Source organism: Pseudomonas sp. M5A4_2d, assembly GCF_053345295.1.
This window is the reverse complement of sequence record NZ_JBKEZW010000011.1, coordinates 156,149-181,037: the sequence shown is the minus strand read 5'-3', so window position 1 is coordinate 181,037 and position 24,889 is coordinate 156,149. Positions and strand designations below refer to the sequence as shown.

Here is a 24,889-nt window from a genome sequence, read left to right as displayed (position 1 = left end):
AGTTGAGTGAAGGGGAGGCGATCGCCGCCCCCTCGAACCTGGTTAGTTCGGTTCTTTCTCTCCAGCCTTGAACTTCACGGCCAACGCTATCAGCGGTAGATAGGCCACCAGCAGGCCCAACAAGCCGTCGACTGTGCCATTGCCCGTCAGAAGCGCAATAGGTAAAAGCCAGCAAATATTGATTGCCACCACCGCCAGGGTTACTGGCTGGTGTTTGCCGAACTGCCGGGAAGCGAACTGGTAAGCGTGGCTGCGATGGGCTTCATAGACCTTGTCGCCTCTCAGCAGGCGGCGCAGCAGAGTCCATGTTGCGTCAGTGATAAACACGCCCAGCAGGATCAACCAGCTCCACAGTTGCTGCGGTTCGATCCAGGCCGCCTGCAGCGATAACACCCCCAGCGTGACGCCCAGGAACCCACTGCCTGCATCGCCCATGAAGATGCGCGCTTTAGGGAAGTTCCAATACAGAAAGCCGGCCACTGCAAACGACAGCAACAAAGGCGTCAGCGTGATAAGTTCATGGCCTGTAATCCAGTACAGCAGTGCGCTGCCCAGGCACACGCAAATAGCCTCGACGCTGGCTATTCCATCAATGCCATCCATGAAGTTGTAGAGGTTCAGCAGCCATACCAGGTAGACCGCTGCAAGCAAATGGCCGATCCAACCCAAGTTGATGGTGAACCCTGCGATCATCAGCGGCGGCAGACCTCCGATCCAGAAGAGTGCCCAGGCGGCGGCTACAAAGTGCCCAAGCAGGCGCCAGCGTGCGCTGATGTGGCCATGATCGTCGAGGAACCCCAATATCGCAATGCCAGTTCCAGCGCCCAATAGTGCCCATGTGAGCGGCCAGGCTATCAGTCCCATGCTGGCGCTCAGGAGCAACGCTAACAAAAAGCTGACGACGATCGAGACGCCACCGCCCCTGGGTGTGGGTACGACGTGCGAGCTGCGCGCATTCGGGATGTCGATCAGGCTTCGAGACAGCGCGTAATGGCGTAAAGCCCCAGTCAAAAGCAGTGCGACAATCGTAACCGCCGGTAATAACCACCAGATATTCATTGAGTTTGCAGTTCCAAAAAGTACTTACCTGTTTTACGCAGTGCCTGGTCAACGCTACTCGGCGGTGTCCAGCCCAGCAGCTCGCGCGTCTTGCTGATATCGACCTGCAGGGAACTACATAACCGTTGAGCGAGCGCCCTGCGTCCCAGCGCAGTGGCACCGGTCTCCAGCAACACGCTCGGCACAGGAAGCAGGCGTGCAGGCTTGCCCAAGGCTGTTGCCATGCGACGCAAGAGCATTGTGGTCGAAAGATCCTCCCCGTCACTGACCAGGAAGGTTTGATTGGCCGCGGCAGGGTGCTCGGTGCACGTCACAATCAAATCAACCAGGTTGTCCAGCGCAACCAGGCTTCTTCGGTTGTTTATGGCACCAAAGGGCAAAGGCAGGCCTTTATACAGCCAGCGCATCATGCTGAGAAAGTTCGCGCGAACCCCTGGCCCGTAAACCAGTACGGGGCGAATGATCACCACCTCCATGCCGGTTTCGGATGCTAACGCTCGCAGGCCTTGTTCAGCTTCCTTTTTGGAAATTCCGTAGGGGTCGGTAGGTGTTGTCGGACCATCTGCTGTGTACGGCATGCCCGTCGTTGTGCTCTCCCCATTGACCTTGATCGAGCTGATAAAGATGAAGCGCTTGACGCCAGCGGCGGCGGCTTGGCGGGCCAGGTTAAGGGTGCCTTCGACGTTGACTCGCCGGTATTCGGCCAGTGGGTCGGTGGAGGGGTCACTCATGACGTGGACCCGGGCCGCCAGATGAATCACCGAGTTCTGGTCCTTGAGCAACATCTGCCAATCCTGCTCAGCGGAGAGCCCACTAACAATGCTCTGTTTGACGCGCGGATCGAGATCGGTCTTGAACACGCGTACAGCGGCAGTAATTGAGTGGTGTTGTTCAAGCAGTGGCACGATTAACCCGCTACCAACAAAGCCGCTCGCTCCCGTCAGGAGGATTTGCATAATCAAGGAGTTCCTGTGAGTGAAAGAACGTCTTTCGACATTTCGCGCATGATACGTTCACGAGCAAAGCGCTCGACAAAGGCATGGCGTGGGCGCGTCATAATGTTCAGTGTTTCGAAAGACTGGACAGCAGCGGCTACATGGCACGGTGCAAAGACTGCAGCGTTTTCAATATGCTCGGATACAAAACTGGCGGCGTAACCGGAGATACCCGCCCAGATCGGCTTGCCCAGTGCTGCATATTCAAACATTTTCGATGGCAAGACCTTGCGGAAGGCATCGTGGTCATTCAGATGCAGGAAAAGCACATCCGCCGACTGATAAGTCTCGATCAATTGATCGCGCTTGACCGGTTTCAAAAGTTCAACGTTGGTACAGCCGTGAGTGGCAATGGCTTCTTTCAGCAGTCCGATTCGGCCGCCATCGCCGATCACCTTGAATCGCAGCCGCCCTTCAAGCTGTTTGGCGAGCTGGGGAATAATGTTGTGCAGCCCCTGGCCTTCACCGATATTCCCGGCATATACAACGACCAGCACCGGGTTGGGCTCGATTTTTTCTGCGGCCGGTTGCGCATCAAGAAACTCGTCATCAATGCCGTTTGTAAAGGTCGAGTAGCATTGGTTGGGGTAGCGTGATGTGAAGTAAGGTAGAAAGCCTGCGGAGACGAGATTGACCTTTTTTGCCGAATGAATAGTAAAGCGTTCAACCATTGACAGTGCTGGCTTAAGTAACCAGACCTTTTTCCTGGACAATACATCGTTGATTGTATCAACGAAAATATCGCGTATATCCAAGTAGAGCGGCGCCCGTTTTGTGCGTGCGATCAGCGCCCCAAGTGTCGCGGTCATCAGGCGCGAAGACGTCGCGTAAATGAGATCGTATTGTTGGTTTCGCACAACCTTGCGTGCGGCGTTGGCGTAGACCAGAAAAGCTTTGGCCTGATCGACCATCCCGCTCTTGTGGGCGGGTAAAGCGATTCGGCGAATGGTCAGCCGTGGGTGCTCCTCCAACTCGGGGGCCTCACTGCTGAAGGAGCTGTAGCGGTTTGGCAGGGTTGTAATCAATTCGATATGGGCGTCGCAGGGGAGTTGCTCCAGGAGTGCACTCACCAATGCAGTCGTGCGAAATGAGCCGGCTGAAAGATCAGGCTGATAGTAAAAGCTCAGGATTAAAAGTTTCAAATACACCTCACCAAGTTATGCAGGTGGTCAGTCTGTCTGTCGACATTTCAGCGACGATGCACTGGTTGGGGACAGACTTGCCGAATTCCGGGTGCCATGTGGAAGACACCACATTGATACGGCTCGCGCCCTCTAGTGTCGCGACAGCGACCTGACCGCCGGGCAGGGTGATCGTGACGGTGTTGCCCTTTTGAACAGCGCTGATATCGGGGTGTAAAAATAGCCTCGACACCGCTCTATCGAATTGACCCGAAACGCAATCTATTACCTGCAACTCACCGGCCATCGCGACCCACTCGCGCACATGCAGGTTTTCTCCAGGCAAGCGCAGGTAGCCGTCATGACTGGCGCTGATGATTACGGTATCGCCTGTTTTTTCGAACTTGCCCAAGGTAGTGCGTGCGCGTCGGGCGACCCGGAAACCGGCCCATACTTCAGATGAGCTTTCACCATTCACTTCGACTGTGTTGTGCGCTGCCGTACTGCGCTGACGATGACGTTCTGCGCCTTCGCCGTATTGTGATGTCCCGGAGTTGACGAAAACGCGCTGTCCAAACAGGCTGAGTTCGAAGCTGAGGGTGTCTGCGTGGGTGTGGCCAGGTTGGTAGTCAGGCGCAACTTGAGCGAGGTTCAACAGCGCCTTGCACTGGTCGCCAAAATTGATCGCCACGTAGCCACTTTCAGTCTTGTGTTCGGCTGTAACCCCCGCAGTGTTGGGCGTGACAGCCTGCGCACGGCACCCCAATTCAAACGCGTAGGCCTCTATATCGAGCAGCGTCGGCGCAATTCCGAATGCCGAGTCATTGAAAAACGGAATGCCTCCATCCGGGTGCTGGAGGCTGCGTAACCAGACCAGGCCTTCCTCAATCAGGCGCTTCCAGCCGTTCTGGCGCTTATTCAGTTCCGGCAGTTCCGAGTGAATGGCCAGGTTCAGCAAGTCGCACATATCCCAAAGAAGGGACGCGTGGTACATGGGGGAAAGTTCGAAGTGCGCACCGTCCTTGAGGAACTGCTCCTTGGTTTCCTCATCGAGGATCTTCAGACCTTTGGATAACCAGCTGTCAGCCTGTACGCCGCCCAGAAAGCTCCCGGCAAACACCAGTGCTTTGCCATTCACGAACAAATGGTTCGCGAGGATGTGATATTCGACCTGTTGGGACAGAGCATGGGCCTGCGTAGCCAGGCTATCAAGCCAGTGAGGTTCCAGAGTTGGCTGTTGCTGCAGCCACTTGAGCAGGTTCACGATGCGCAAAGAGAGCGTATAAGGTTCCCAGCCACACCCATTGAAGGGTGGGTTGCTCGCAATCCAGCTATTCACCAAGCGCTTGTCGAAACCTATGCGGGCCGGGCCTGATGATGCTAAATGATCCAGGTAATGCAGGTTGTATTGCCAGATTTTCGGCCGCGTTTCATCGTGCCAGTCAATCGATGCCGTCAGCCCCATGAACTCAAATTGCTCATCCGCGTTGAAGCGCGAAGCACTCCAGGCAGGAGGCTTCGCCAGTTTAACCGCGGGGCGAAGGGTAAAACCGTGCGCCAAAAATGGCCGAACCTTAGCGAAGCGATAGTAAAGACGGTAAACAATCTGCTTCAATCGAAGCATTTTGACAGTGTGGTAGAGCTTAGTGATCCGGTGCATCAACGTCCTGCTCATGAAAGCCACTTGGAAGTAGGGTAGTGAGTGTCGTCTGACGGTGTTTTATGGAAAATTTATTTTCAGCCAGCGCTCGAAGTACAACATCTGCCACAGTTTGTAGGTGTTGTTAACACTGCCTGAAAAATGATGACTCACTAGTTTTTTCACTTCATCGTGGGCTATGTACCTGTAGATGCGTTCAAACTCTGCGAGCAGGCGTTCTGGGCCTATCCCCTGAATAATTCCATCGAGCGGTGGGTTGAAGCCCGTCTTCGGGCGTTCGACTAAAGATGCGGGTAGCAGGCTTTTCAAGAGGCGCTTGAGCGGTGCCTTGGTCGCACCGCCCCTGAGCAAGTCAGCACTCGAGGTATTCAGGCCGTTTGCAACGACGCGCTCGTCCAGCAGGGGGACGCGCAGTTCGATACTGGCCAACATGCTCGCCTTGTCCGAGACGCTCAAGTTATGGCTCAAGAAGCCTGTTTGGTCAAAGTGCTGTGCGCATTTCACTTTGTCTTCAGGGGCACCCGTATACTGAGCCAGTACACCGGCCAAGCGTTGTTTGTAGTGTTGCTCCAACTCGTTGTAATCGCGGAAAAAACCTTTCAACTCCTGGCGAGAGAAATACCCCAGCATGCGTGAATACGCCAGGGGCCAGTAGTTTTCCTGAGCATAAGACACCAGCCGCTCAAATTTCTTGTCGAGGCGCTTTGGAAATAGTTTGAGTTTCAACAGTGCGCTTAATAAGGGATATAGCAACCGAATCAACCTGTGATGTTTCAATACGGTGTAACGTGGATACCCTGCAAACGCTTCATCGCCGCCCATGCCACTGAGCATGACGGTGTACCCACTTTTTCTGGCTTCAGAGGACAAGCGGTAGGTCGCCCAGAACGTGTAGTCCGATACGAGTTCTTCGGTATTGGCAGCGACAAAGTCGATTGACTCGAACGGATTGGTTTTTGAGTCGAGAATCTCTGTAATGACTAGCTTTTTGCCAAGGTGCTCGGCGATGTTGGCGGAAAACTTCATGTCGATAACGGAGTCGTCCGTCGCGTCATACTTTGCAAAGAATAAATCAGTATCCCCGGTGTAACTTGCCAGGATGCTGGAGTCCGCGCCACCGCTGAAAAAAACGCCGACCGGAACGTCCGCCTCTAATTGGCGCGTCACTGCAGAGCGCACATCGTCTGCAAGGCTATGCCCGGTGCTGAAGTTCATCACGTTCTGGTAACGCTGGGACGTCGTGTTACCCGTTGCCAGGTCGAACTCGAGATAGCTGCCAGGCATCAACTTTTTGATGGCTTTGTAGCCGGTGTTTGGTTCGTAAAGGAAACCGTTATTAAAGAACTCAAAGACATCATGTTGATCGATGTCGGTGGTCACTTGCGAAAAGCATTTCAGTCCGCGAATTTCTGAGCAGGCGTAGAAACCATCGGCGCCGGAGTAGCAATACACGGGCTTGATCCCCGCGACGTCCCTGACCAGAAAGGTTTTCTTGCGCGGTTCATCCAATATGACGAACGTGAACATGCCTTGAAGCCGTGCAAAGGCCTGCTCTTTGTATTCCACATACAGTTGCAGGATGACTTCGGTATCGGAGGTGCCTTTGAAGGTGTAGCCTTTTTCGACCAGTTGCTGGCGCAATGCGTGATGGTTAAATACCTCACCATTGAACACGATGCTGACACCATTACCTGCAAACATCGGCTGGCTGCCAGTCGGTGACAAGTCCAGAATGCTGAGCCTGTTATGCCCGAGGCCTACTTGATAGTCTGCGACGCTGGCGAAATATGTGCCAGACGCGTCCGGGCCCCGATGCCGGGTAACTTCCAGGCTTTTTTCCATTTGAGCCTGGGTCTCGGGTACGCCGAGTTTAACTGCAAAAAAGCTGAGGCCGCACATTATACCCACGTCTCCTTAGTGTCTTTGACGACCGTTCCCGCAGTGACTTTGGCATTGGAAGATGGCGCTGTATGACTGTCGGACTGCGCGATATCCATCACGTGTGTTGAATGCTTGTGCGCCAGCATCACACCCCAAGCTACTGCGAGCAGCAAGTTGAAAGAAATCAGGCGAAATACTGCGAAAAACAAGCCATAGATTGCCATCGTCATGACCGCCGTCCGAATCACGGCCAGGTGCGTGGGGTCGGATTTTATAGCGCTCAATCGGAAAACAACCGGGGCACACAGAATGAGGGTGTACAGGAGCAGCCCTACAACGCCACCGACCATTAACATGTACAGTGGCCAGTTATGGATATAGCCAACCGACTCCGTGAATGAACTACCGTTTGGTCTCTCCCAGCGCATCTCGTGCTTGGCGCCGATGCCATTTCCCAGCACAGGGTGATCCTGGAACATCTTCCAGGCGATCTTATATTCCTGAACCCGGGAGGACACGTTGAAGTCCTGCTTCTCTTTGGCTACAGGCTCAGGCTCAGGCTGCGGCTGCGGCGCATCTTCATTGATGGCTACGTTGGAGGGCACCGATGGCAGCACGTCAGCTTGCGGGTTGTGCGTGCCGATAGACTCAATGGATGAAGTCGCTATGGGCAGTGCGGTCTGCGCCAGTGAATTCATGCGTCCAAGCCATATATCTTCCATGCCGGTGGCGAAAATAAACGCAAGGCCAAACAGGGCTTGAGTGACGATACTTAATGCCACTTTCAGCCGTAGGCGTTTGTGCGCGAAAAAGGTATAGAGCGAGAACAAACCAATGCATAAAAGCCCACTGATCAACATGCTTCGTGTGAACGTGATCAGCACGGCGGCCATGCACAGCAGCGACATGAAGCTGCTGACCAAAACGATCCGTCTGTCAGGTATCGACGAGCTGACTACATAGCCGACCACCATGCCCAGAGGCAGTATCGCGTCTGTTGCCTGGGCTACTACCATGGTGATGCGATCATGCATCGGTCCCAATGCGTGGGCGTTGAGTAGCGCTTCGTCGTGAGGAATCCTGACCATTTCCCCATTGACCAGAATGGTCCAGTACGATTGCCACAAACCGTGATAGAAGTAATAAAAAACGATATAGCCTGCGGTCAATAAAATCAGGGTTCCCACCGACGCGCCGAGCCAGCGAATGTTGCTTTCTTTGCGGCCGACCAGTGCGCAGACCGGGATCAGCGCATAGATAAACAGAAAGGGCACAACCCCCCTGATCCAATCAGCCAGGGCAACATGGTTATACATCGCTATGGCAAGGTTGAGAGCCAGAAAGCCCAACCCTATCAGCAGTGGCGCGGCGAATAATCGCAAGACCGACCTGAGCCCTTGTGCGCGAAGCAGTTCTATCAATGCGCTGAGGAATACCACCATCAGCAGGGCGGCAAACACCATTTCCTGAGCGCCCACAGACGGTGGCGCTGGTCGTAGTGCGAACGCCAAGGGGAATAGCGCCAATAAACCCAGCCAAGGCGAGGTGATGGCCGTTAATACCAATAAAGCGCTGCCGATAATTGCAATGTAGAAAAGAACGCCAGGCTCCTGCATAAATAAAATGGCAATGAGCGCTGCGGCCGCGATCGCCATACTATTTTTGACGCCGTCATTGTGACTCATTGCGGTGCTCCATTATTCATATCAGGGGCGTATGGCTTTATAGTCACTGGCCGTTTGCCCGACCACCTTGGCCGGTATCCCCACAACGATTGAGTTATCAGGCACGTCTTTCAATACGACCGCCGAAGCTCCAATTTGGCAGTTGTTTCCAATGGTGATGTCACCAATGATTTTTGCCCCAGCTCCCAGGTAGCAGTTGTCGCCGATGACTGGGCAGCGATTGATCGCGCTGGTGACATAGCCCTCAGCGGCACCGATGGTGATGCCTTGGCCCAGGACACAGCCTTCGCCCACTTTTGCATTCGCATGAAGTACCACGCCAATGGCGCCATACGCGAAGATCGTGCCCTTACCGATCGTTGCGGAGATCGGAATGTATGAGTTGAACAGGAGGAAAATCACATTTCGAACGAGGCCCGGTAACACCGGTACTCGATGCCGGTGCAGCCAGTTGCCAACTCGATATAGTTTTACTGCGTTCACGGTTAAAACCTCAACGTGCGAAGGTCTGCGGGCCGAAGCCGTAGGGCTACTACTGCAATGATCATGATCGAGCACATATACAGTGCGGCCCAGATCAAGCTGAAGTCCGTCAAAAAGATCGCCAATGGCGAAATCAAGGCGACCCAGAAAACCACCGGCAACCAAATACCTGGGCGGCAGGTTACATGCAGGAATAACAAGTAGGCCGAGAACCCTATGGCGTAAAACAGCTCGGCCTGTTTCAGGTCTTGAACAAACAGGAGCATGCCCGCGATTGCCAGCGGGGCAATGATCAGGTTGGCCACAATGACTTTACGGTGCAGGCCGGAGGCGACCAGGTATCGCTCCGTAACGACCGCCCAGTACAAGACCGGCAGGCAGGGCAGCATCACCAGGTAGGCCGAATACTGAGGGAACAGCCAAACAGCCGCGTAACCGGAAAGCCCTACCAGTGCGAAGTAGAAAATAGCGACTGAGCTGATGATTCTATATTGCGTCTGGCGTTGCCCGCCCGAGACGAATGCGACAAAGATTGCCCTGACATTGATGGGGAACAGGCTGGTCGCTGATTGAATAATCGAGACAATCACCCGGAACAATCCAAGGTCGCGCACGGGCAGGCTCTTCGACAGAATGAAAGGCAGGATGTTTGTGAACAGGTTGAACACCAAGGTGATGGATATCATTTTGGGTAACAGCAACAGGACCCGCTGGCAGGCCTGCAAGAGCTGTTTGCCGACGGGCAGTTTCGCACCATTGGAAAACAGCACCGCCACTGCAAACAGGCACGGAATCAAATTGGTCAGGATCAATATGTCGACGATGGTCAGCGGCACTATCTGTTGGTAGCTGATAAAGAGGAGTGTGAAGAAAACAAAGAGGAATATAACCAGATAGCCGACGATCCAGCGCTGCAAGCGCAACCCGAACAGCGAGAGCAGGCAGGCCGAACTCAGCAGCATCACCCCAAGCAGAATCGGGTTGCCAATGTGATCAATCAGATTCACGGCGCTGAACAGTAAAAAAATCAGCACCGCTATAAATAGCGAGGTCATCAGAATGTACTCGGCTTCCACACTGGCAATCAGCTGTTCGTTGACAATGTCCAAGAGCTTCTGAAATAAAAATACCAATACGTTGGCCTTGATAAATGCGCCATACGCTTCCAAACCGTAAAGTCCAGGAATCACAAAGTTAACAACCAGGCCACTTATCAGTGTCAGCACCTGGATCAGCAGATTGACCATGCCAGAACCTCTTCATCCTCATCATGACATATGCAATTGCATGATCATCTAACAACCGTGCGACGTTCAATGCACGGAAACCGACGTCATACCAACGGCCTGCGTCGGTTTCCAAACAGGCTTTCTCAAGCGTTATTCAAGCCCATACGCCGCGCGTATCGATGACTTTGAGCGATGACAGGCGGCTGCCAGGGATGCTCCTGAACGCGCTGTGATCGACCAGCAGAACAATCACGTGCGCAGATGACAGTGCCTGGTCAATTCCGTTCAGGGTTGCAATACCTTCCAGGCGAGCGGGCAAGCGCTCGATGTTCGGTTCAACAGCCAGAACAGTGCCGGGATGGGCGTTGGCGATGTGAGCGGTGATATCGACGGATGGGCTCTCGCGCAGATCATCGATGTCCGGCTTGAAGGCGAGACCCAGGCAGGCGACCGTAACATCCCTGGCCGTTTTCGATGGGTTCTCCTGCAGGAATTGGCCGATGGCCAGTTGAATCTGGGCCAGCACCCACTTTGGCTTGCTGTCATTCACTTCCCGTGCAGTGCGGATCAGCCGCGCCTCGGCCGGTGTTTTACTGACGATGAACCAGGGGTCGACAGCTATGCAATGGCCGCCCACGCCAGGGCCGGGCTGCAGGATATTGACGCGGGGGTGGTGATTCGCCAGGCGTATCAGTTCCCAGACGTTGATGTCGAGTTTGTCGCAGATCATCGACAGCTCGTTGGCAAATGCAATGTTCACATCGCGAAAGCTGTTTTCCGTAAGTTTGCACATCTCGGCGGTGCGTGCATCAGTGATGATGCATTCACCCTCGACGAAGGTTTTATACAGGCGCTGCGCAGCTTCTGAACATTTGGTGGTCAACCCGCCGATAATGCGATCGTTTTCAATCAGCTCGCGCAGTACGTGACCCGGCAGCACGCGCTCGGGACAATGCGCAATACGAATGTCTGATTCTGTGCCGTGGGTTTGCGGGAATGTCAGGTCAGGCCGGGCTTCGGCCAGCCATGCAGACATTTGCTCCGTCGCACCGACGGGGGAGGTCGACTCCAGAATGACCAGGTCGCCTTTTTTCAGGACCGGAGCAATGGCTTTGCTGGCCGATTCGATATAGGAAAGATCGGGTTCGTGATCACCCTTGAAAGGGGTTGGAACGGCAATCAGAAAGGCATCGGCCGGTTCTGCTGTTGTCGTTGCCCGCAAATAGCCTTCGGTGACGGCAGCGCGTACGACGATGTCCAGATCCGGTTCGATAATATGGATTTCGCCCCGGTTGATGGTTGCCACGGCGTTCGCGTTGACGTCGACGCCAATGACTTTTTTCTTGCGTGCAGCGAAAACTGCCGCCGTGGGAAGTCCTATATAGCCGAGGCCGACTACAGAAACAGTTTCAAAACTCATGAATTAGCCTTTTTAATTCGTGAAAGTGCATCGAGAATCCTTACGCATGCCTTTCCGTCACCATAGGGGTTGTGGGCGAAGCTCATTTGGCTATAGGCGTCACTGTCGGTCAGCAGAACCCTCAAATTAGTGGTAATGACCTCAGTTTCGGTACCGACCAGTTTTACCGTCCCCGCCTCGACTGCCTCTGGGCGCTCGGTGGTGTCACGCATCACCAACACAGGTTTACCTAAAGACGGGGCTTCTTCCTGAATGCCGCCTGAATCGCTCAGGATCAAATAGGATCGATCCATCAGGTACACAAAGGGCAGATAATCCAGGGGTTCAATCAGATGGACATTTTCGATGTCGGCCAATAGTCGATTGACCGGTTCGCGCACGTTCGGATTCAGGTGAACGGGGTAAACAATTTCGACATCGGGGAAGTCCCTGGCGGTATTGATCAACGCTTGGCAGATTTTTTCAAAGCCGCCCCCGAAACTCTCGCGGCGATGACCGGTGACCAGGATCACTCGCCTGCCTTCACCCAAAAATGAGAACTGTCGTTGAAACTGCTGTTTCAGGGTCTGACAGGTCTTGATCCGTTCCACGACGTCCAGCAAAGCATCAATGACGGTGTTGCCGGTGACATGGATGCTTTGGGGGGCGACCCCTTCCCTCAGCAGGTTCTGCCGGGATGTTTCAGTGGGCGCGAAGTGCACGGCAGCGATCGCGCCAGTCAGCTTGCGGTTTGCTTCCTCGGGCCATGGCGAATAGAGATTGCCTGTGCGCAGGCCGGCCTCAACGTGAGCCACGGGAATCTGGTGGTAGTAGGCGGCTAATGTGGTGGCGAACGTCGTTGCTGTATCGCCATGGACGAGGACGATATCCGGCTTGAATGCAGAGAAGACTGTTTTCATCCCTTGCAGGATGGCACTTGTGACGTCCGTCAAATCCTGGCCGGACTTCATGATGTTCAAATCAAAATCAGGCGTGACTTCGAAGAGCTTGAGCACTTGGTCGAGCATTTCTCGATGCTGGCCAGTCACACAAACCTTGGCATCGAAGCGCTCATCTGCTGCAAGGTTCAGCGCCAAGGGAGCCATTTTGATTGCTTCAGGTCGCGTGCCGAACACACACAAGGTTTTTAAAGTCATCGTTATACCGCTGCTAAAAAATAAGGTTCTACGCACGCTTACATCATAATCCGCGGATTAGGGTGCCGTTTGTTTTGATACGCTTTTGCACACGGCCCGCCCCGGCGTAGAGCCGCCAGGCATTATGCATGTGCGCGAGCAAAGGCTGTTCAGTAAGTAGTGCGTATACTCTAAAGTATCCTCATCATCCTGATCCAGGGCGAAAAAAGCTCGCATTTGATTTACTTACTTATACTCGAAGAAAGATCGCGAAGTGGCATTTTTATCATTAAAATCAACCGTCCAGTTCATTTAATTCGACTATTTTTGTTGGGGTGAACGCCTTCAGACTTTTCCTACGCCGTTCCTTGCTGTAGCGACGAGAGGTAAAGCGTTGCGGAGTATACCCTTGATGGAGGCTTTTTTTCCAAGGCTGCAATGGAATAGATGTTCCGCCTGGCTCCCCAAGCGCCTTAGCACTGGACTATCAGATCATGGGAATTAGACTAACCTGGATAAACCGCTAGTGGATCTCGAGGGTGATGTCCGATTGTCATGCTTACCTGAGAGGCGACCATTTTCTGTTACACTTTCCTTGGCTGGAATGTTGCTATGCTTGCTAATGATACAGTTGCGGCTGCAGAGTACCAGCCTGAGCTTAGACAGTTTGTCTGGCGTCCGCCATTTTTGCTTATGAGCATCCAGATTTTGCGGGGAGAAGCTCACACCAGGCGCGCTTTTTTTTGCCCAGACAGGGGATTTCAAAGGATTTCTGACACAACACGGGTATCATCCTATTCGTGGTGCCTACTGGAGATGACGAGCACCGCCTTGGCACTTTCAGTACGGGTACGGCTTATCTATCCCGAGGACAGGTCATCGGGAAATGAGGTTTTTCTGAAAGGGGATTTTTTGGTGCCGTTGTCGTGTCTGTACAGTCTTTATTCAGTACAGGTCATTCATCGTAGATCACCATTTTTGTCGACTTGCCGGCAGGGTTTTGATTTCAGGAGTTTGAAAAAGTGTTTGATAAGGGCCTGGATAAGATGAGAGTTTTTTTGTTGAGTCTCCCGCGCCGCCACAAGCGTATTCTTCAAGTGCTTGCCGATATTTTATTGGTGTGGATTTCATTGTGGTTGGCCTTCGTGGTCCGACTCGGCATCGCCGAAATGGAAGAACCGATCCATCGATATTTGTGGTTGTTTTTGAGTGCGCCGGTTATCGCCATTCCCCTGTATGTTCGCTTTGGCATGTACCGCGCGGTAATGCGTTACTTTGGTAACGACGCACTTATTACCATCATCAAGGCGGTGAGCCTTTCGTCACTCATACTGGGGTTGGTTGTATATCTTTACAGCAACCATCAGTATGTTGTTCCTCGCTCGGTGATTTTCAATTATTGGTGGTTATGCCTGATCACCATTGGCGGGCTGCGGCTAGCGATGCGCCAATATTTCCTGGGTGATTGGTTCGTAGCAACGCAACATGTTCCTTTTACCAATCGTGATGATGGGTTAACGAAAGTAGCCATTTACGGGGCAGGATCTGCGGGTAATCAACTGGTCGCCGCGTTGCGCATGGGTCGGATCATGCGACCGGTCGCCTTTATCGACGACGACGGCAGTATCGCAGGCCGTGTGATATCCGGTCTGCAGGTGTTCAAGCCCAAGCATATCCAGCAGATGATCGATTCAACGGGCGCCCAACAAATATTACTGGCGGTGCCTTCGGCGAGCCGCGGGCGAAGACGTGAGATCCTCTCCAATCTGGAGCGATTTCCGCTGCACGTGCGCAGCGTTCCGGACTTCATGGACTTGGCCAGTGGCCGCGTCAAGGTACACGATATTCAAGAAGTCGATATTGCAGACTTGTTGGGGCGTGACGCAGTGTCGGCCCAGGAAGACCTGCTCGAACGTTGCATTGTTGGCCAGTGTGTCATGGTCACCGGTGCCGGGGGATCTATTGGGTCGGAACTGTGTCGGCAGATCCTGGCGCTCAAGCCCAAGACATTACTCTTGTTCGAACACAGTGAATTCAATCTCTACAGTATCCTGTCTGAACTTGAGCATCGCGCTGCGCATGAGTCACTGCCCATTAAGCTATTGCCGATCTTGGGGTCTGTGCGCGACGAGCGTAAATTACTTGACGTCATGAAGAGTTGGCACGTCGACACGGTTTATCATGCGGCTGCGTATAAGCACGTGCCGATTGTTGAACACAATATTGCCGAAGGCGTTTTGAATAACATTATTGGCACTTTGAATACCGCCCAGGCAGCATTGAAAGCCGGTGTGGTGAATTTTGTACTGATTTCCACCGACAAGGCTGTTCGACCGACCAATGTTATGGGGAGTACCAAGCGCCTTGCAGAATTAGCCTTGCAGGCCCTGAGCCTTGAGAAAGCGCCGGTAATGTTTGGCGATAAGTCTGGTGTGGCACGTGTCAACAAGACGCGCTTCACCATGGTCAGGTTTGGCAACGTATTGGGTTCTTCCGGCTCCGTGATTCCGCTTTTTCACCGGCAGATCAAGGCGGGCGGTCCGTTGACCGTCACGCACCCAAAAATTACGCGTTATTTCATGACCATTCCCGAAGCTGCCCAACTGGTGATCCAGGCCGGTTCCATGGGGCAGGGAGGGGACGTATTCGTACTGGACATGGGTGAGCCGGTAAAAATTGTAGAACTTGCGGAAAAGATGATTCACTTGTCCGGGCTGAGTGTGCGCACTGATAAAAACCCCCATGGCGACATAGCGATCGAGTTCACCGGGTTGCGTCCAGGCGAGAAGCTCTACGAAGAGTTGCTGATAGGCGATAACGTTGTTGCTACCCAGCACCCGATGATCATGAGTGCTAACGAGGATCATCTGGCATGGGACGTACTCAAAGGCAAACTGAGTGAATTGCTTACCGCGGTAAGTGAGGATGACTACACCCGCGTTCGTCAGATCCTGCGCGAAACCGTGAGCGGGTATACGCCAGACGGTGAAATCGTCGATTGGATTCACCAGCAGCGCCGTTTGGAACCGTGATTTAACACCCTGTTACTCACCCATTTTTGACTCTTCGCTCACATCACCTAAGTTAGAAAGGCAGCTTCGGAAAGCTGCTTTTCTTCTATTGATGTCATGGAGCGTCACCAATGCAAAAAACCTATATCTCTTCCCTGATCTTTGCCTTCCTCGCGAGCATCTCCGTAGCGACCACGGCTGCCCCTTCCGTAAAAACCGAAGCCCCCACCCCAATCGCTGCACAGATGACCAAGGTTGAGCAGTCTGCCAAGGTCAACCTGAACGCTGCCGATGCAGAAACCCTGCGTCGGGACCTGTTCGGTATTGGCGCTGCCAAGGCGAAGGCGATCATCGCCTATCGTGAAAGTAATGGCCCCTTCACGGCGGTGGATGAGTTGTTGGAGGTAAAGGGTATCGGTAAGGCGTTGCTGGAGAAGAACCGCGACAGGTTGGTGATCAACTAAGGGACATAGTTGAAGAGGCCGGTCAGTGACCGGCCTTTTCTTGCGCTGAAACCTGCGCTTTCAATTTGGCGCGCACCACATTCAAGATCTGCGTTGCTAACTCTGCACTTTCGACACTCCTGGCCAGTACCAGTGCGCCTACCAGTGTCGACATCATCATCAGGCTCTGCTCATTGGCGTCCGCGTTTCCCAAGGCCGCTTCGACCTGCTTCAACCGAGCCCCAAGCACTGCATCCGTGGTCGGGCTAGGCTGGCCTCTCAGGCCCAATTCCGAAGACATGGTCGGTAGCGGGCAGCCTTTATCCGGCGAGGTCTGGTGCCACTCAGACAGGTAACTGTCTATGAATGCATCCAGCGGCCGTTCTTGGCTGAACAGCATTTCGCAATGCGCATCCAGTTCTGCAGCAGTAGCCTGCAGGGCTTTTTCCACCAGATCATCCTTGGATTTGAAATGCGCATAGAACCCGCCGTGCGTCAGGTTCAAAGCCTTCATCAAGGGTTGCAGCCCGGTGGCCCCAATGCCGTCGCGGCGAAAGCGTACGGAGGCTTCCTTGATGATGCGTTGGTGAGTCTGGGCTTTATGGTCTGCTGAATAACGCATAGGACTGCCTCGGGAGCGAGTGCGTATTTTAACGAAGTTGAACCTATTTACCCATCCGGACAACGTGCATCTGCGTTGGCATGAAAAGTGATTACATTTGGTTCAGTGATTGTTCAACAATCTTGAGGTGGTCATGGCGCTTAGTTTGTCTTTAGCCGATCAGATTGCGCTCGAGTTGCGTGCCGACATTATGGGTGGACGCCTGTTACCTGGGATGGCGCTGGTCGAGGTAGATCTGGTCAAGGCCTATAACGCATCGAGGAATACGATCCGCGAAGCGTTGCACCGTTTGGGGCAGGAGGGCCTCACCCGCTATGTGCGCAACAAAGGGGTGATGGTTCGGCGGCTGGAGCGCGACGAAGTGCGTGACCTGTTCGTCGTGCGCCGCACCCTTGAATTGCAGGCCATTGCCCAAAGCCGGGCGCTGACGCACGACCAGGTCGAGCGTATGCAAAGCGCCATCGAGGCCACCACGCTGGCACGGGAGCGTGAAGACTGGCGCGCTGTGGCGACTCACAGCCTGGTGTTCCACCAGCAGATTGTCGCGCTGATGCGCAGCCCATTGTTCGATGAGTTTTTCGCCCAGGTCATTGCCCAACTGCGCCTGGTGTTTTGCGCTGCTCCCGATGAGCAACGCTTCCAGTCACCCTGGCTGGAGCGAGACCGCGAGATTTACGCGTTATTGGCCCAAGGGGATAAACCGGCGGCAGGCACAGCGATGAGCGTGTACCTGGAGGATTCGGAACGTCTGTCATTGGCCCTGTTTACCCAACCCTGATTGAGGAACCGCATCATGTACAAAGACTATCCGGCCGCTTATCAGGTCAGCAAAGGCTCGGCGCTGCAAGTGGACACAGCGTTCTACGAACGTATTCGCGACCAGGCGGATAAACGTACTTTGGTTGAGCAGTTTGAGGTGCCGATTCGCACGGGGAGGGCGTGGAAAGTGCCGGCTGGGCACGTGTTCCGTGTCACCACTCCGGTGGGCCCGCAGGTAGGTGACTTCAACGTGTGGAACGCCAATGACCCTCGCGAACGGTTATGGGCGGCGCGCACGCGGCAGTTGCAAGGTGCCCATGTCAGTACCCATGACCGGTTGTGGTCGAACCTGCCCTTTCTGCGGCCCTTGGTAACCATCACCGATGACAGCCTGGCGAGCTATGGCATTGATGAACATGGCGGGCGCCTGCATGACTTGCTCGGTACGCGCTGTGATCCGTATGTGAACCGCATGCTGACCGGCGAAGACTTCCATCACCATTGCCACTCCAACTTGACTCGAGCTGTATTGCCCCACGGTCTGACAGAGTTCGACGTGCACGACGTGCTGAATATTTTCCAGTGCACCGGTCTCAATCAAGACGATATGTACTTCATGAAAGCCTGCCCGGCACAGAAGGGCGATTACCTGGAGTTTTTTGCCGAGATCGATTTGCTGTGTGCGCTGTCGACGTGCCCTGGCGGGGATCTGTCGCTGCCAATGTGGGGGCCGGACGCGCAGGACCCACTGACGGTGTGTCGCCCATTGGGTGTTGAGATTTATCGATTGGAGGATGAGTTACTCAAGGGCTGGAGCCAGCCCGAACGTGCGGCCTATAAAGGCCAGCACGGGTTGCATATTGCCAAGGCGGATTGGGAGTAATTCAAGACTCAGCGATCTTGCGCATCCTTGGCATCCGCCTGCGCGTTGCGATCGGCTACGCGTTTGCGTTGTTCGTCGGTGAGTTCCACCTTGTTGGCGCTGTCACGCAGCATCAGCAGCCCACCGACGATCGACCCGATCGCTACCACTAAAATCAACCACGCATACCACGGCATAAGGCTCTCCTTGAGACGGACTACCGTGGGAGAATTTTCCCACGGTAATAACTGCTTTGAGTAACAGGCTTTCTTAGTAGTTCATTGTAGGCCTGTTCCGCCCCGTTAACCTTAGAGCCCGGTCAGCATCGCATCCGCCGGTGCATCGGCACGGTCTTGTGCGGTCAGCTGGAAGTAGATGAACCCTACGACCATAAAGCCTAAAAAGATCAGCCCGATCAGCGCGTTGAACCAAGCCATGGCCACCAGGCACACCACCGCCAGCACCAGCGCGATGCCCGGCACGATCGGATAACCCGGTGCGCGAAACGTGCGTTCCAGCAACGGTTCAGTCTTACGCAGTTTGAACAGGCTGAGCATGCTCATGATGTACATCACAATGGCACCGAACACGGCCATGGTAATCATCGCTGCCGTCAGCGTCATACCGCCCAGGTTGATGAGGCCGTCACTGTAGATGGCGGCGATACCGACTACGCCGCCGGCAATGATTGCGCGGTGCGGTGTTTGAAAGCGCGACAATTTGGCCAGGAAAGAGGGCAGGTAACCGGCACGGGCCAGGGCAAAGAACTGGCGCGAATAACCCAGGATGATGCCGTGGAAGCTGGCGACCAGGCCGAACAGGCCGATCCACACCAGCATATGCAGCCAGCCGGAGCTGTCACCCACCACGGCTTTCATGGCTTGCGGCAACGGGTCGTTGATGTTCGACAGAGTGCGCCAGTCGCCCACGCCGCCGGCGAAGAACATCACACCCATGGCCAGGACTACCAGAGTCAGAATGCCGCTGATGTAGGCCTTTGGAATGGTGCGCTTGGGATCTTTCGCTTCTTCGGCGGCCATGGCCGCGCCTTCGATGGCGAGGAAGAACCAGATGGCGAAAGGAATGGCGGCAAACATTCCGCCAATCGCTGGAGCACCAAAGGTGTCAGAACCGGCCCAGCCATTGAGGGCGAAGTTGCTGAAGCTGAACGCTGGCGCGACCACCCCCATAAATACCAACAACTCCGCGACGGCGAGCACGCATACCACCAGTTCGAAAGTCGCCGCGAGTTTCACCCCGAGAATGTTCAGGCCCATGAAGACGATGTAGGCACCGACGGCCGCGTGTTTTGGGTCGAGTGCCGGAAACTGCACATTCAGGTAGGCGCCGATAGCCAAGGCAATGGCGGGCGGAGCGAAGACAAATTCGATCAATGTCGCGAGCCCTGCGATCAAGCCGCCTTTCTCACCAAAAGCGCGACGGCTGTAGGCAAACGGGCCACCCGCATGAGGAATCGCGGTAGTCAGCTCGGTGAAGCTGAATATAAAGCAGGTGTACATAGCGGCGACCATCAATGAAGTCACCAAAAAGCCCAGCGTACCGGCCACGCCCCAGCCGTAGCTCCAGCCAAAGTATTCGCCGGAAATCACCAGCCCGACGGCAATACCCCACAAGTGCAAGGTGCCCAAGGTGGGTTTGAGTTGTGTGTTCATCGTGTAGCGCTCCCTGAACGGTTTGGAATGATTCAGGGTGTTGCAGCGGCCATGCCACTGTGCGATTCCGTGTCGTAAAGACGCCGAACTGTCGCCGAGGAGATCGTTTGGCGTTTGAAAATTTCTGTCATTGCACCAGTTAAGGGCGGTGGTGGTTGAACTGCCGCCATCGCGGGCAAGCCCGGCTCCCACCTGGGGTTGTGGTCAACTGTCGGAGCCGGGCTTGCCTGCGATGAGGCCGCAACAGTCAAAACACGCCCCTGTAAACCCCGCATAAACCCACTCTTTACGCCGTCTTTACGGCCTGACCATACCCTCGCTCTCGTTCCTTTACGCCACTCCTGCCGACAATTGACCCACACGCGGCAATCGCCGCAAAACGGAGAGACTTCCATGAGCGTTCTGGACGGGGTGTCACTGCTATTGGCCGTGGCGCTGTTCATTTATCTGCTGGTTGCGCTGTTACGCGCGGATCGGAACTAGGAGCAGGCTATGCACAGTTATGACTATTGGCTGATCATCGCCTTCTTTGCCGTGGTGCTGGTGCCGGCACCGTTCCTGGGGCGGTTCTACTACAAGGTGATGGAAGGCCAGCGCACCTGGCTGTCGCCGGTCCTCGGCCCTGTCGAGCGGGTGTGCTATCGCCTGTCGGGCGTGGACGAGCATCAGGAACAGAGCTGGCAGAAATACACGCTGGCGTTGCTGGCCTTCAACCTGGCTGGTTTTGTACTGTTATTCGCGATCTTGTTGTTCCAGGACTATCTCCCACTGAACCCTCAGAAATTGCCGGGTCAGGAATGGACGCTGGCGTTCAACACGGCGGTCAGTTTCATGACCAACACCAACTGGCAGAACTACAGCGGCGAAGCCTCTCTGAGCTACCTCAGTCAGATGGTCGGCCTCACCGTGCAGAACTTCGTCAGCGCGGCCACCGGTCTGGCAGTCCTTGTCGCCCTGTGCCGTGGTATCGGTCGCAAATCCACCAAGACGTTGGGCAACTTCTGGGTCGACATGACCCGCGCCACCCTCTACGGCCTGCTGCCGATGTGCCTGGTGTTCGCGTTGTTCCTGGTCTGGCAGGGTGTGCCGCAAACCTTTGCTCACTATGTGAACGCGGTGACCCTGCAAGGCGTTGACCAGGTGATCCCATTGGGCCCGGCTGCGAGTCAGATTGCGATCAAGCAGCTGGGTACCAACGGCGGCGGCTTCTTCGGTGTCAACTCGGCGCACCCGTTTGAAAACCCGACTGCCTGGGCCAACCTGTTCGAGCTGGGTGCGATCATCCTGATTCCAGTCGCGCTGGTGTTCACCTTCGGCCACTACGTGAAGGACCTGCGTCAGAGCCGCGCGATTCTCGGTTGCATGCTGGCCCTGTTCCTGATCGGCGGCGCGACCTCGCTGTGGGCCGAATACCAGCCCAACCCGACCCTGAACAACCCAGCCGTGGAACAAACCGCGCCGCTGGAAGGTAAAGAAGTGCGCTTCGGCACCACCGCCACGGTGTTGTGGTCGGTCACCACCACAGCGGCGTCCAATGGTTCGGTCAACGGCATGCACGACAGCCTCAACCCGCTGAGCGGGATGGTGGCACTGGTCAACATGATGGTCGGCGAAGTGATCTTCGGCGGCGTCGGTGCCGGTATGTACGGCATGTTGCTTAACGTGTTGATCGCCGTGTTCCTCGCCGGCTTGATGATTGGTCGTACCCCGGAATACCTGGGCAAGAAGCTCCAGGCCAAGGAAGTGCAGTTGCTGGTGGTGACGTTGCTGGTCATGCCGATCGGCACGCTGGTACTGGGCGCCATCGCCGCCAGCCTGCCTGGTCCGGCGGGTGCCATCAGCAACCCTGGCCCTCACGGTTTCAGCCAATTGTTGTATGCCTACACCTCGGCCAGTGCCAACAACGGTTCGGCGTTCGGCGGCTTCAGTGCCAACACCACGTTCCACAACCTGATGTTGAGTCTGTCGATGTTGCTGGGCCGCTTCGGTTACATCCTCCCGGTACTGGCCCTGGCCGGCAGCCTGGCAATGAAGAAGACCGCACCGATTGGCCAGAACAGCTTCCCGACCCATGGCCCGCTGTTTGTGACCCTGTTGACCGTGACCATTTTGCTGGTGGGCGGCCTGACCTTCCTGCCGACGCTGGCACTGGGCCCAATTGCTGAACATCTGAGCATGGGCTTCTAAGGGGATATGAAAATGAATATGCCTGCAAAAAATGCCACTCCCGTGAACACTCAGGAGTCGCCAAAAACCGCCATGTCGGCCCTGTGGCGCCCGGCGCTGGTCCAGGCTTTCGTCAAGCTGGACCCGCGCCAACTGCAACGTTCGCCAGTGATGCTGGTGGTCGAATTGACCGCCATGCTGACCACCGTGCTGTGCTTTGTGCCTGACACCAGTGTGCCGACCTTCGTCGCCGTGCAAATCGCCGTGTGGCTGTGGTTCACCGTGCTGTTCGCCAACTTCGCCGAAGCCTTGGCCGAAGGTCGTGGCAAGGCCCGCGCCGACAGCCTTAAAGCCGGCAGCGAAGGCCTCAGCGCGCGCCGCAAGGAAGCCGACGGCAGCTTCAAGGTCGTACCGGCCACCAGCCTACGTAAAGGCGACGTGGTACGCGTCGCCGCCGGGGAAATGATCCCCGGTGACGGCGAGGTCATCGAAGGTATCGCCGCAGTCAACGAAGCGGCGATTACCGGCGAGTCCGCGCCGGTGATCCGCGAGTCCGGCGGTGACCGTTCGGCCGTCACCGGCAACACACGGCTGGTCTCGGACTGGTTGCTGGTGCGCATCACCGTCAACCCGGGCGAGTCCACGCTGGACCGCATGATCGCCCTGGTGGAAGGCGCCAAACGTCAGAAAACCCCCAACGAAGTCGCGCTGGATATCCTGCTGATCGGCCTGACGCTGATCTTCCTGCTGGTGGTGGTCACGCTGCAGCCGTTCGCTCACTTCGCCAATGGCAGCTTGCCGCTGGTGTTCCTGGTCGCACTGCTGGTGACGCTGATTCCTACCACCATCGGCGGCCTGTTATCAGCCATCGGTATCGCCGGTATGGACCGGCTGGTGCGCCTCAATGTGATCGCCAAGTCCGGGCGTGCCGTGGAAGCGGCGGGTGACGTGCATGTGTTGTTACTCGACAAGACCGGCACCATCACCTTCGGTAACCGTCGCTGTGCCGCAGTAATCGCGGCGCCCGGCGTCAGTGGCCGCGACTTGGCCGAAGGCGCGCTGTTGGCGTCCCTGGCGGATGACACGGCGGAAGGTAAATCCATCGTCGAATACCTGCGTGCCTTGCACCCGCAAGCCGAGCCTACCCTGGACCAACTGACCTCCGTGCCGTTCAGTGCTGAAACGCGCCTGTCCGGTGTTGACTACCAAGGCCGTGTGTTCCGTAAAGGCGCCGTCGATTCGCTGCTGGCGTTTATCGGCCAACAACGCCGCGACCTGCAACCGGCACTGTCGCGGGAAATCGACAAGATCGCCCAGAGCGGCGGCACGCCGTTGCTGGTGTGCGCCGATGGCAAATTGCTCGGTGCGATCCATTTGAAGGACGTGGTCAAACCCGGCATCCGCGAACGTTTCGCCGAACTGCGCAAACTGGGGATTCGCACCGTGATGGTGACGGGCGACAACCCGCTGACCGCTGCCGCGATTGCCGCTGAAGCCGGTGTGGATGACGTGCTGGCTGAAGCCACCCCGGAGAAAAAACTCGCGCGCATTCGTCATGAGCAAAACGACGGTCGCCTGGTTGCGATGTGCGGCGACGGTGCCAACGATGCGCCGGCACTGGCCCAGGCCGACGTCGGCATGGCAATGAATGATGGTACCCAGGCCGCTCGTGAAGCCGCCAACATGGTCGACCTCGACAGCGACCCGACCAAGCTGCTGGACGTGGTGCAGATCGGCAAGGAGTTGCTGGTGACTCGCGGCGCGTTGACGACCTTTTCCATCGCCAACGACGTGGCCAAATACTTCGCGATCCTGCCGGCGCTGTTCGCCTCGATCTACCCGCAACTCGGCGTGCTCAACGTGATGCACTTGCAGAGCCCGCAGAGCGCGATTCTCTCGGCCATCGTGTTCAACGCCCTGATCATCGTGGTGCTGATTCCCCTGGCGTTGCGCGGTGTGCGCGTACAGGCGGCGAGTGCGGCGGCGTTGCTGCGTCGCAACCTGCTGATCTACGGGCTGGGCGGGATCCTGGTGCCGTTCGTGGGCATCAAGGCGATCGACATGCTGCTGACGGCGCTGCACCTGGTTTGACCCGATTCCTGTGGGTGCCAGGCTGGTGCCCACAGGTTGCAATGACTCACGTGAGGAATTTGAAATGTCCACCATGATCCGCCCGGCCCTGAGCCTGCTGGTACTCATGACCCTGATCACCGGCGTCGCTTACCCACTGGTCGTGACCGGTGTCGCACAAGTTGCCTTTCCTGATCAGGCCAACGGCAGCCTGGTGCGTGATGCCGACGGCAAAGTGCGCGGCTCAAGCCTGATTGCCCAAGATTTTACCGGTGACGGCTGGTTCCATCCGCGCCCATCGGCGGGCGCGTTTGCGACGGTTTCCAGCAGCGCGAGTAACCTCGGCCCAAGCAACCCGGCGTTGGCAACGCGCATCTTTGATGATGCGAATAAACAGTTGGTGGCAGGGCAGGGGCCGGTGCCTCTTGCATCACTGACTACCTCCGGCAGCGGTCTTGATCCACACTTGCCACCACAGGCAATTGCCTATCAACTGGCACGCGTAGCGGCTGCCCGGAATGTGCCGGTGTCGACCCTGCAACGCTTGCTTGATGAACACATCGAAAGCCCGCTGGTAGGGCCGCCGGTGGTGAACGTACTGGCGCTGAACATGGCGCTGGAAAAATTGTAAGCCG

Annotated in this window: 21 protein-coding genes; 8 read left to right on the top strand and 13 right to left on the bottom strand. The window is 55.8% G+C overall.

The features are described 5' to 3' along the window. Positions 1 to 42: 42 nt before the first annotated feature. The 10 genes from ACLBW8_RS24070 to wecB form a co-directional block, all read right to left on the bottom strand. A complete protein-coding gene (locus tag ACLBW8_RS24070) occupies positions 43 to 1,059 on the bottom strand; it encodes an MraY family glycosyltransferase (protein WP_447806471.1) in 1,017 nt (338 codons plus the stop codon). Further along, a complete protein-coding gene (locus ACLBW8_RS24065; protein WP_447806470.1) occupies positions 1,056 to 2,015 on the bottom strand; it encodes a UDP-glucose 4-epimerase family protein in 960 nt (319 codons plus the stop codon). The genes ACLBW8_RS24070 and ACLBW8_RS24065 overlap by 4 nt, the downstream gene beginning before the upstream one ends. A gap of 2 nt (positions 2,016 to 2,017) precedes the next feature. After that, on the bottom strand, positions 2,018 to 3,196 hold the full coding sequence (locus tag ACLBW8_RS24060; protein ID WP_447806469.1) for a glycosyltransferase family 4 protein: 1,179 nt from the start codon (positions 3,194 to 3,196) through the stop codon (positions 2,018 to 2,020). A 7-nt stretch (positions 3,197 to 3,203) separates the two neighbouring features. Next, complete coding sequence (locus tag ACLBW8_RS24055) at positions 3,204 to 4,850, bottom strand: heparinase II/III family protein (RefSeq protein WP_447806468.1); 1,647 nt, start codon at positions 4,848 to 4,850, stop codon at positions 3,204 to 3,206. A gap of 45 nt (positions 4,851 to 4,895) precedes the next feature. Next, complete coding sequence (asnB, locus tag ACLBW8_RS24050; RefSeq protein WP_407017127.1) at positions 4,896 to 6,734, bottom strand: asparagine synthase (glutamine-hydrolyzing); 1,839 nt, start codon at positions 6,732 to 6,734, stop codon at positions 4,896 to 4,898. Next, positions 6,734 to 8,401 (bottom strand): O-antigen ligase family protein, encoded by a 1,668-nt coding sequence (locus ACLBW8_RS24045; RefSeq protein ID WP_447806467.1) that lies wholly within the window; start codon positions 8,399 to 8,401, stop codon positions 6,734 to 6,736. Before ACLBW8_RS24045 ends, asnB begins: the two co-directional genes overlap by 1 nt. A gap of 21 nt (positions 8,402 to 8,422) precedes the next feature. After that, positions 8,423 to 8,884, bottom strand: coding sequence for a serine O-acetyltransferase (locus ACLBW8_RS24040; protein WP_407017129.1), 462 nt, complete (start codon positions 8,882 to 8,884; stop codon positions 8,423 to 8,425). A gap of 2 nt (positions 8,885 to 8,886) precedes the next feature. After that, the gene (locus ACLBW8_RS24035) at positions 8,887 to 10,131 is read right to left on the bottom strand and encodes a hypothetical protein (RefSeq protein WP_447806466.1); all 1,245 of its coding nucleotides are present in this window, start codon (positions 10,129 to 10,131) and stop codon (positions 8,887 to 8,889) included. Between the two features lie 136 nt (positions 10,132 to 10,267). Further along, the gene (gene wecC / locus ACLBW8_RS24030) at positions 10,268 to 11,533 is read right to left on the bottom strand and encodes a UDP-N-acetyl-D-mannosamine dehydrogenase (RefSeq protein WP_407017131.1); all 1,266 of its coding nucleotides are present in this window, start codon (positions 11,531 to 11,533) and stop codon (positions 10,268 to 10,270) included. After that, a complete protein-coding gene (gene wecB, locus ACLBW8_RS24025) occupies positions 11,530 to 12,669 on the bottom strand; it encodes a non-hydrolyzing UDP-N-acetylglucosamine 2-epimerase (protein ID WP_447806465.1) in 1,140 nt (379 codons plus the stop codon). Before wecB ends, wecC begins: the two co-directional genes overlap by 4 nt. Positions 12,670 to 13,694: 1,025 nt before the next feature. On the opposite strand from wecB, the gene ACLBW8_RS24020 reads away from it, so the two are divergent. Together ACLBW8_RS24020 and ACLBW8_RS24015 are read left to right on the top strand one after the other, a co-directional pair. Beyond that, on the top strand, positions 13,695 to 15,680 hold the full coding sequence (locus tag ACLBW8_RS24020; protein ID WP_447806493.1) for a polysaccharide biosynthesis protein: 1,986 nt from the start codon (positions 13,695 to 13,697) through the stop codon (positions 15,678 to 15,680). Positions 15,681 to 15,790: 110 nt separating this feature from the next. Then, positions 15,791 to 16,123, top strand: coding sequence for a ComEA family DNA-binding protein (locus tag ACLBW8_RS24015; RefSeq protein WP_064451503.1), 333 nt, complete (start codon positions 15,791 to 15,793; stop codon positions 16,121 to 16,123). 22 nt (positions 16,124 to 16,145) lie between these two features. On the opposite strand, the gene ACLBW8_RS24010 is transcribed toward ACLBW8_RS24015, so the two are convergent. Beyond that, positions 16,146 to 16,724, bottom strand: a complete 579-nt coding sequence (locus ACLBW8_RS24010) for a TetR/AcrR family transcriptional regulator (RefSeq protein WP_447806464.1) — start codon at positions 16,722 to 16,724, stop codon at positions 16,146 to 16,148. Positions 16,725 to 16,857: 133 nt separating this feature from the next. Between ACLBW8_RS24010 and ACLBW8_RS24005 the strand changes: the two genes are divergently transcribed. Both ACLBW8_RS24005 and ACLBW8_RS24000 read left to right on the top strand, forming a co-directional pair. Continuing rightward, positions 16,858 to 17,502 carry a GntR family transcriptional regulator gene (locus ACLBW8_RS24005; RefSeq protein WP_064451505.1) on the top strand — a complete coding sequence of 215 codons (645 nt, stop codon included), beginning with the start codon at positions 16,858 to 16,860 and terminating at the stop codon, positions 17,500 to 17,502. Positions 17,503 to 17,517: 15 nt separating this feature from the next. Then, the gene (locus ACLBW8_RS24000; RefSeq protein WP_447806463.1) at positions 17,518 to 18,366 is read left to right on the top strand and encodes an urea carboxylase-associated family protein; all 849 of its coding nucleotides are present in this window, start codon (positions 17,518 to 17,520) and stop codon (positions 18,364 to 18,366) included. An 8-nt stretch (positions 18,367 to 18,374) separates the two neighbouring features. Here the strand turns inward: ACLBW8_RS24000 and ACLBW8_RS23995 are convergent, their stop codons facing one another. Beyond that, positions 18,375 to 18,542 carry a DUF2897 family protein gene (locus ACLBW8_RS23995; protein WP_064502997.1) on the bottom strand — a complete coding sequence of 56 codons (168 nt, stop codon included), beginning with the start codon at positions 18,540 to 18,542 and terminating at the stop codon, positions 18,375 to 18,377. A 111-nt stretch (positions 18,543 to 18,653) separates the two neighbouring features. Next, entirely contained in the window at positions 18,654 to 20,018 is a 1,365-nt protein-coding gene (gene eat / locus ACLBW8_RS23990) for an ethanolamine permease (protein WP_064451507.1), read from the bottom strand. Positions 20,019 to 20,411: 393 nt separating this feature from the next. Between eat and kdpF the strand changes: the two genes are divergently transcribed. The 4 genes from kdpF to kdpC all read left to right on the top strand — a co-directional run bounded on the left by kdpF (position 20,412) and on the right by kdpC (position 24,885). Continuing rightward, positions 20,412 to 20,501: a K(+)-transporting ATPase subunit F gene (gene kdpF / locus ACLBW8_RS23985; RefSeq protein ID WP_003218754.1), complete on the top strand. Its 90-nt coding sequence runs from the start codon at positions 20,412 to 20,414 to the stop codon at positions 20,499 to 20,501. A gap of 9 nt (positions 20,502 to 20,510) precedes the next feature. Further along, complete coding sequence (gene kdpA, locus ACLBW8_RS23980) at positions 20,511 to 22,205, top strand: potassium-transporting ATPase subunit KdpA (protein ID WP_447806462.1); 1,695 nt, start codon at positions 20,511 to 20,513, stop codon at positions 22,203 to 22,205. An 18-nt stretch (positions 22,206 to 22,223) separates the two neighbouring features. Further along, entirely contained in the window at positions 22,224 to 24,275 is a 2,052-nt protein-coding gene (kdpB, locus tag ACLBW8_RS23975; RefSeq protein ID WP_407017172.1) for a potassium-transporting ATPase subunit KdpB, read from the top strand. 64 nt (positions 24,276 to 24,339) lie between these two features. Then, positions 24,340 to 24,885, top strand: a complete 546-nt coding sequence (kdpC, locus tag ACLBW8_RS23970) for a potassium-transporting ATPase subunit KdpC (RefSeq protein WP_064451510.1) — start codon at positions 24,340 to 24,342, stop codon at positions 24,883 to 24,885. Positions 24,886 to 24,889 lie beyond the last annotated feature (4 nt).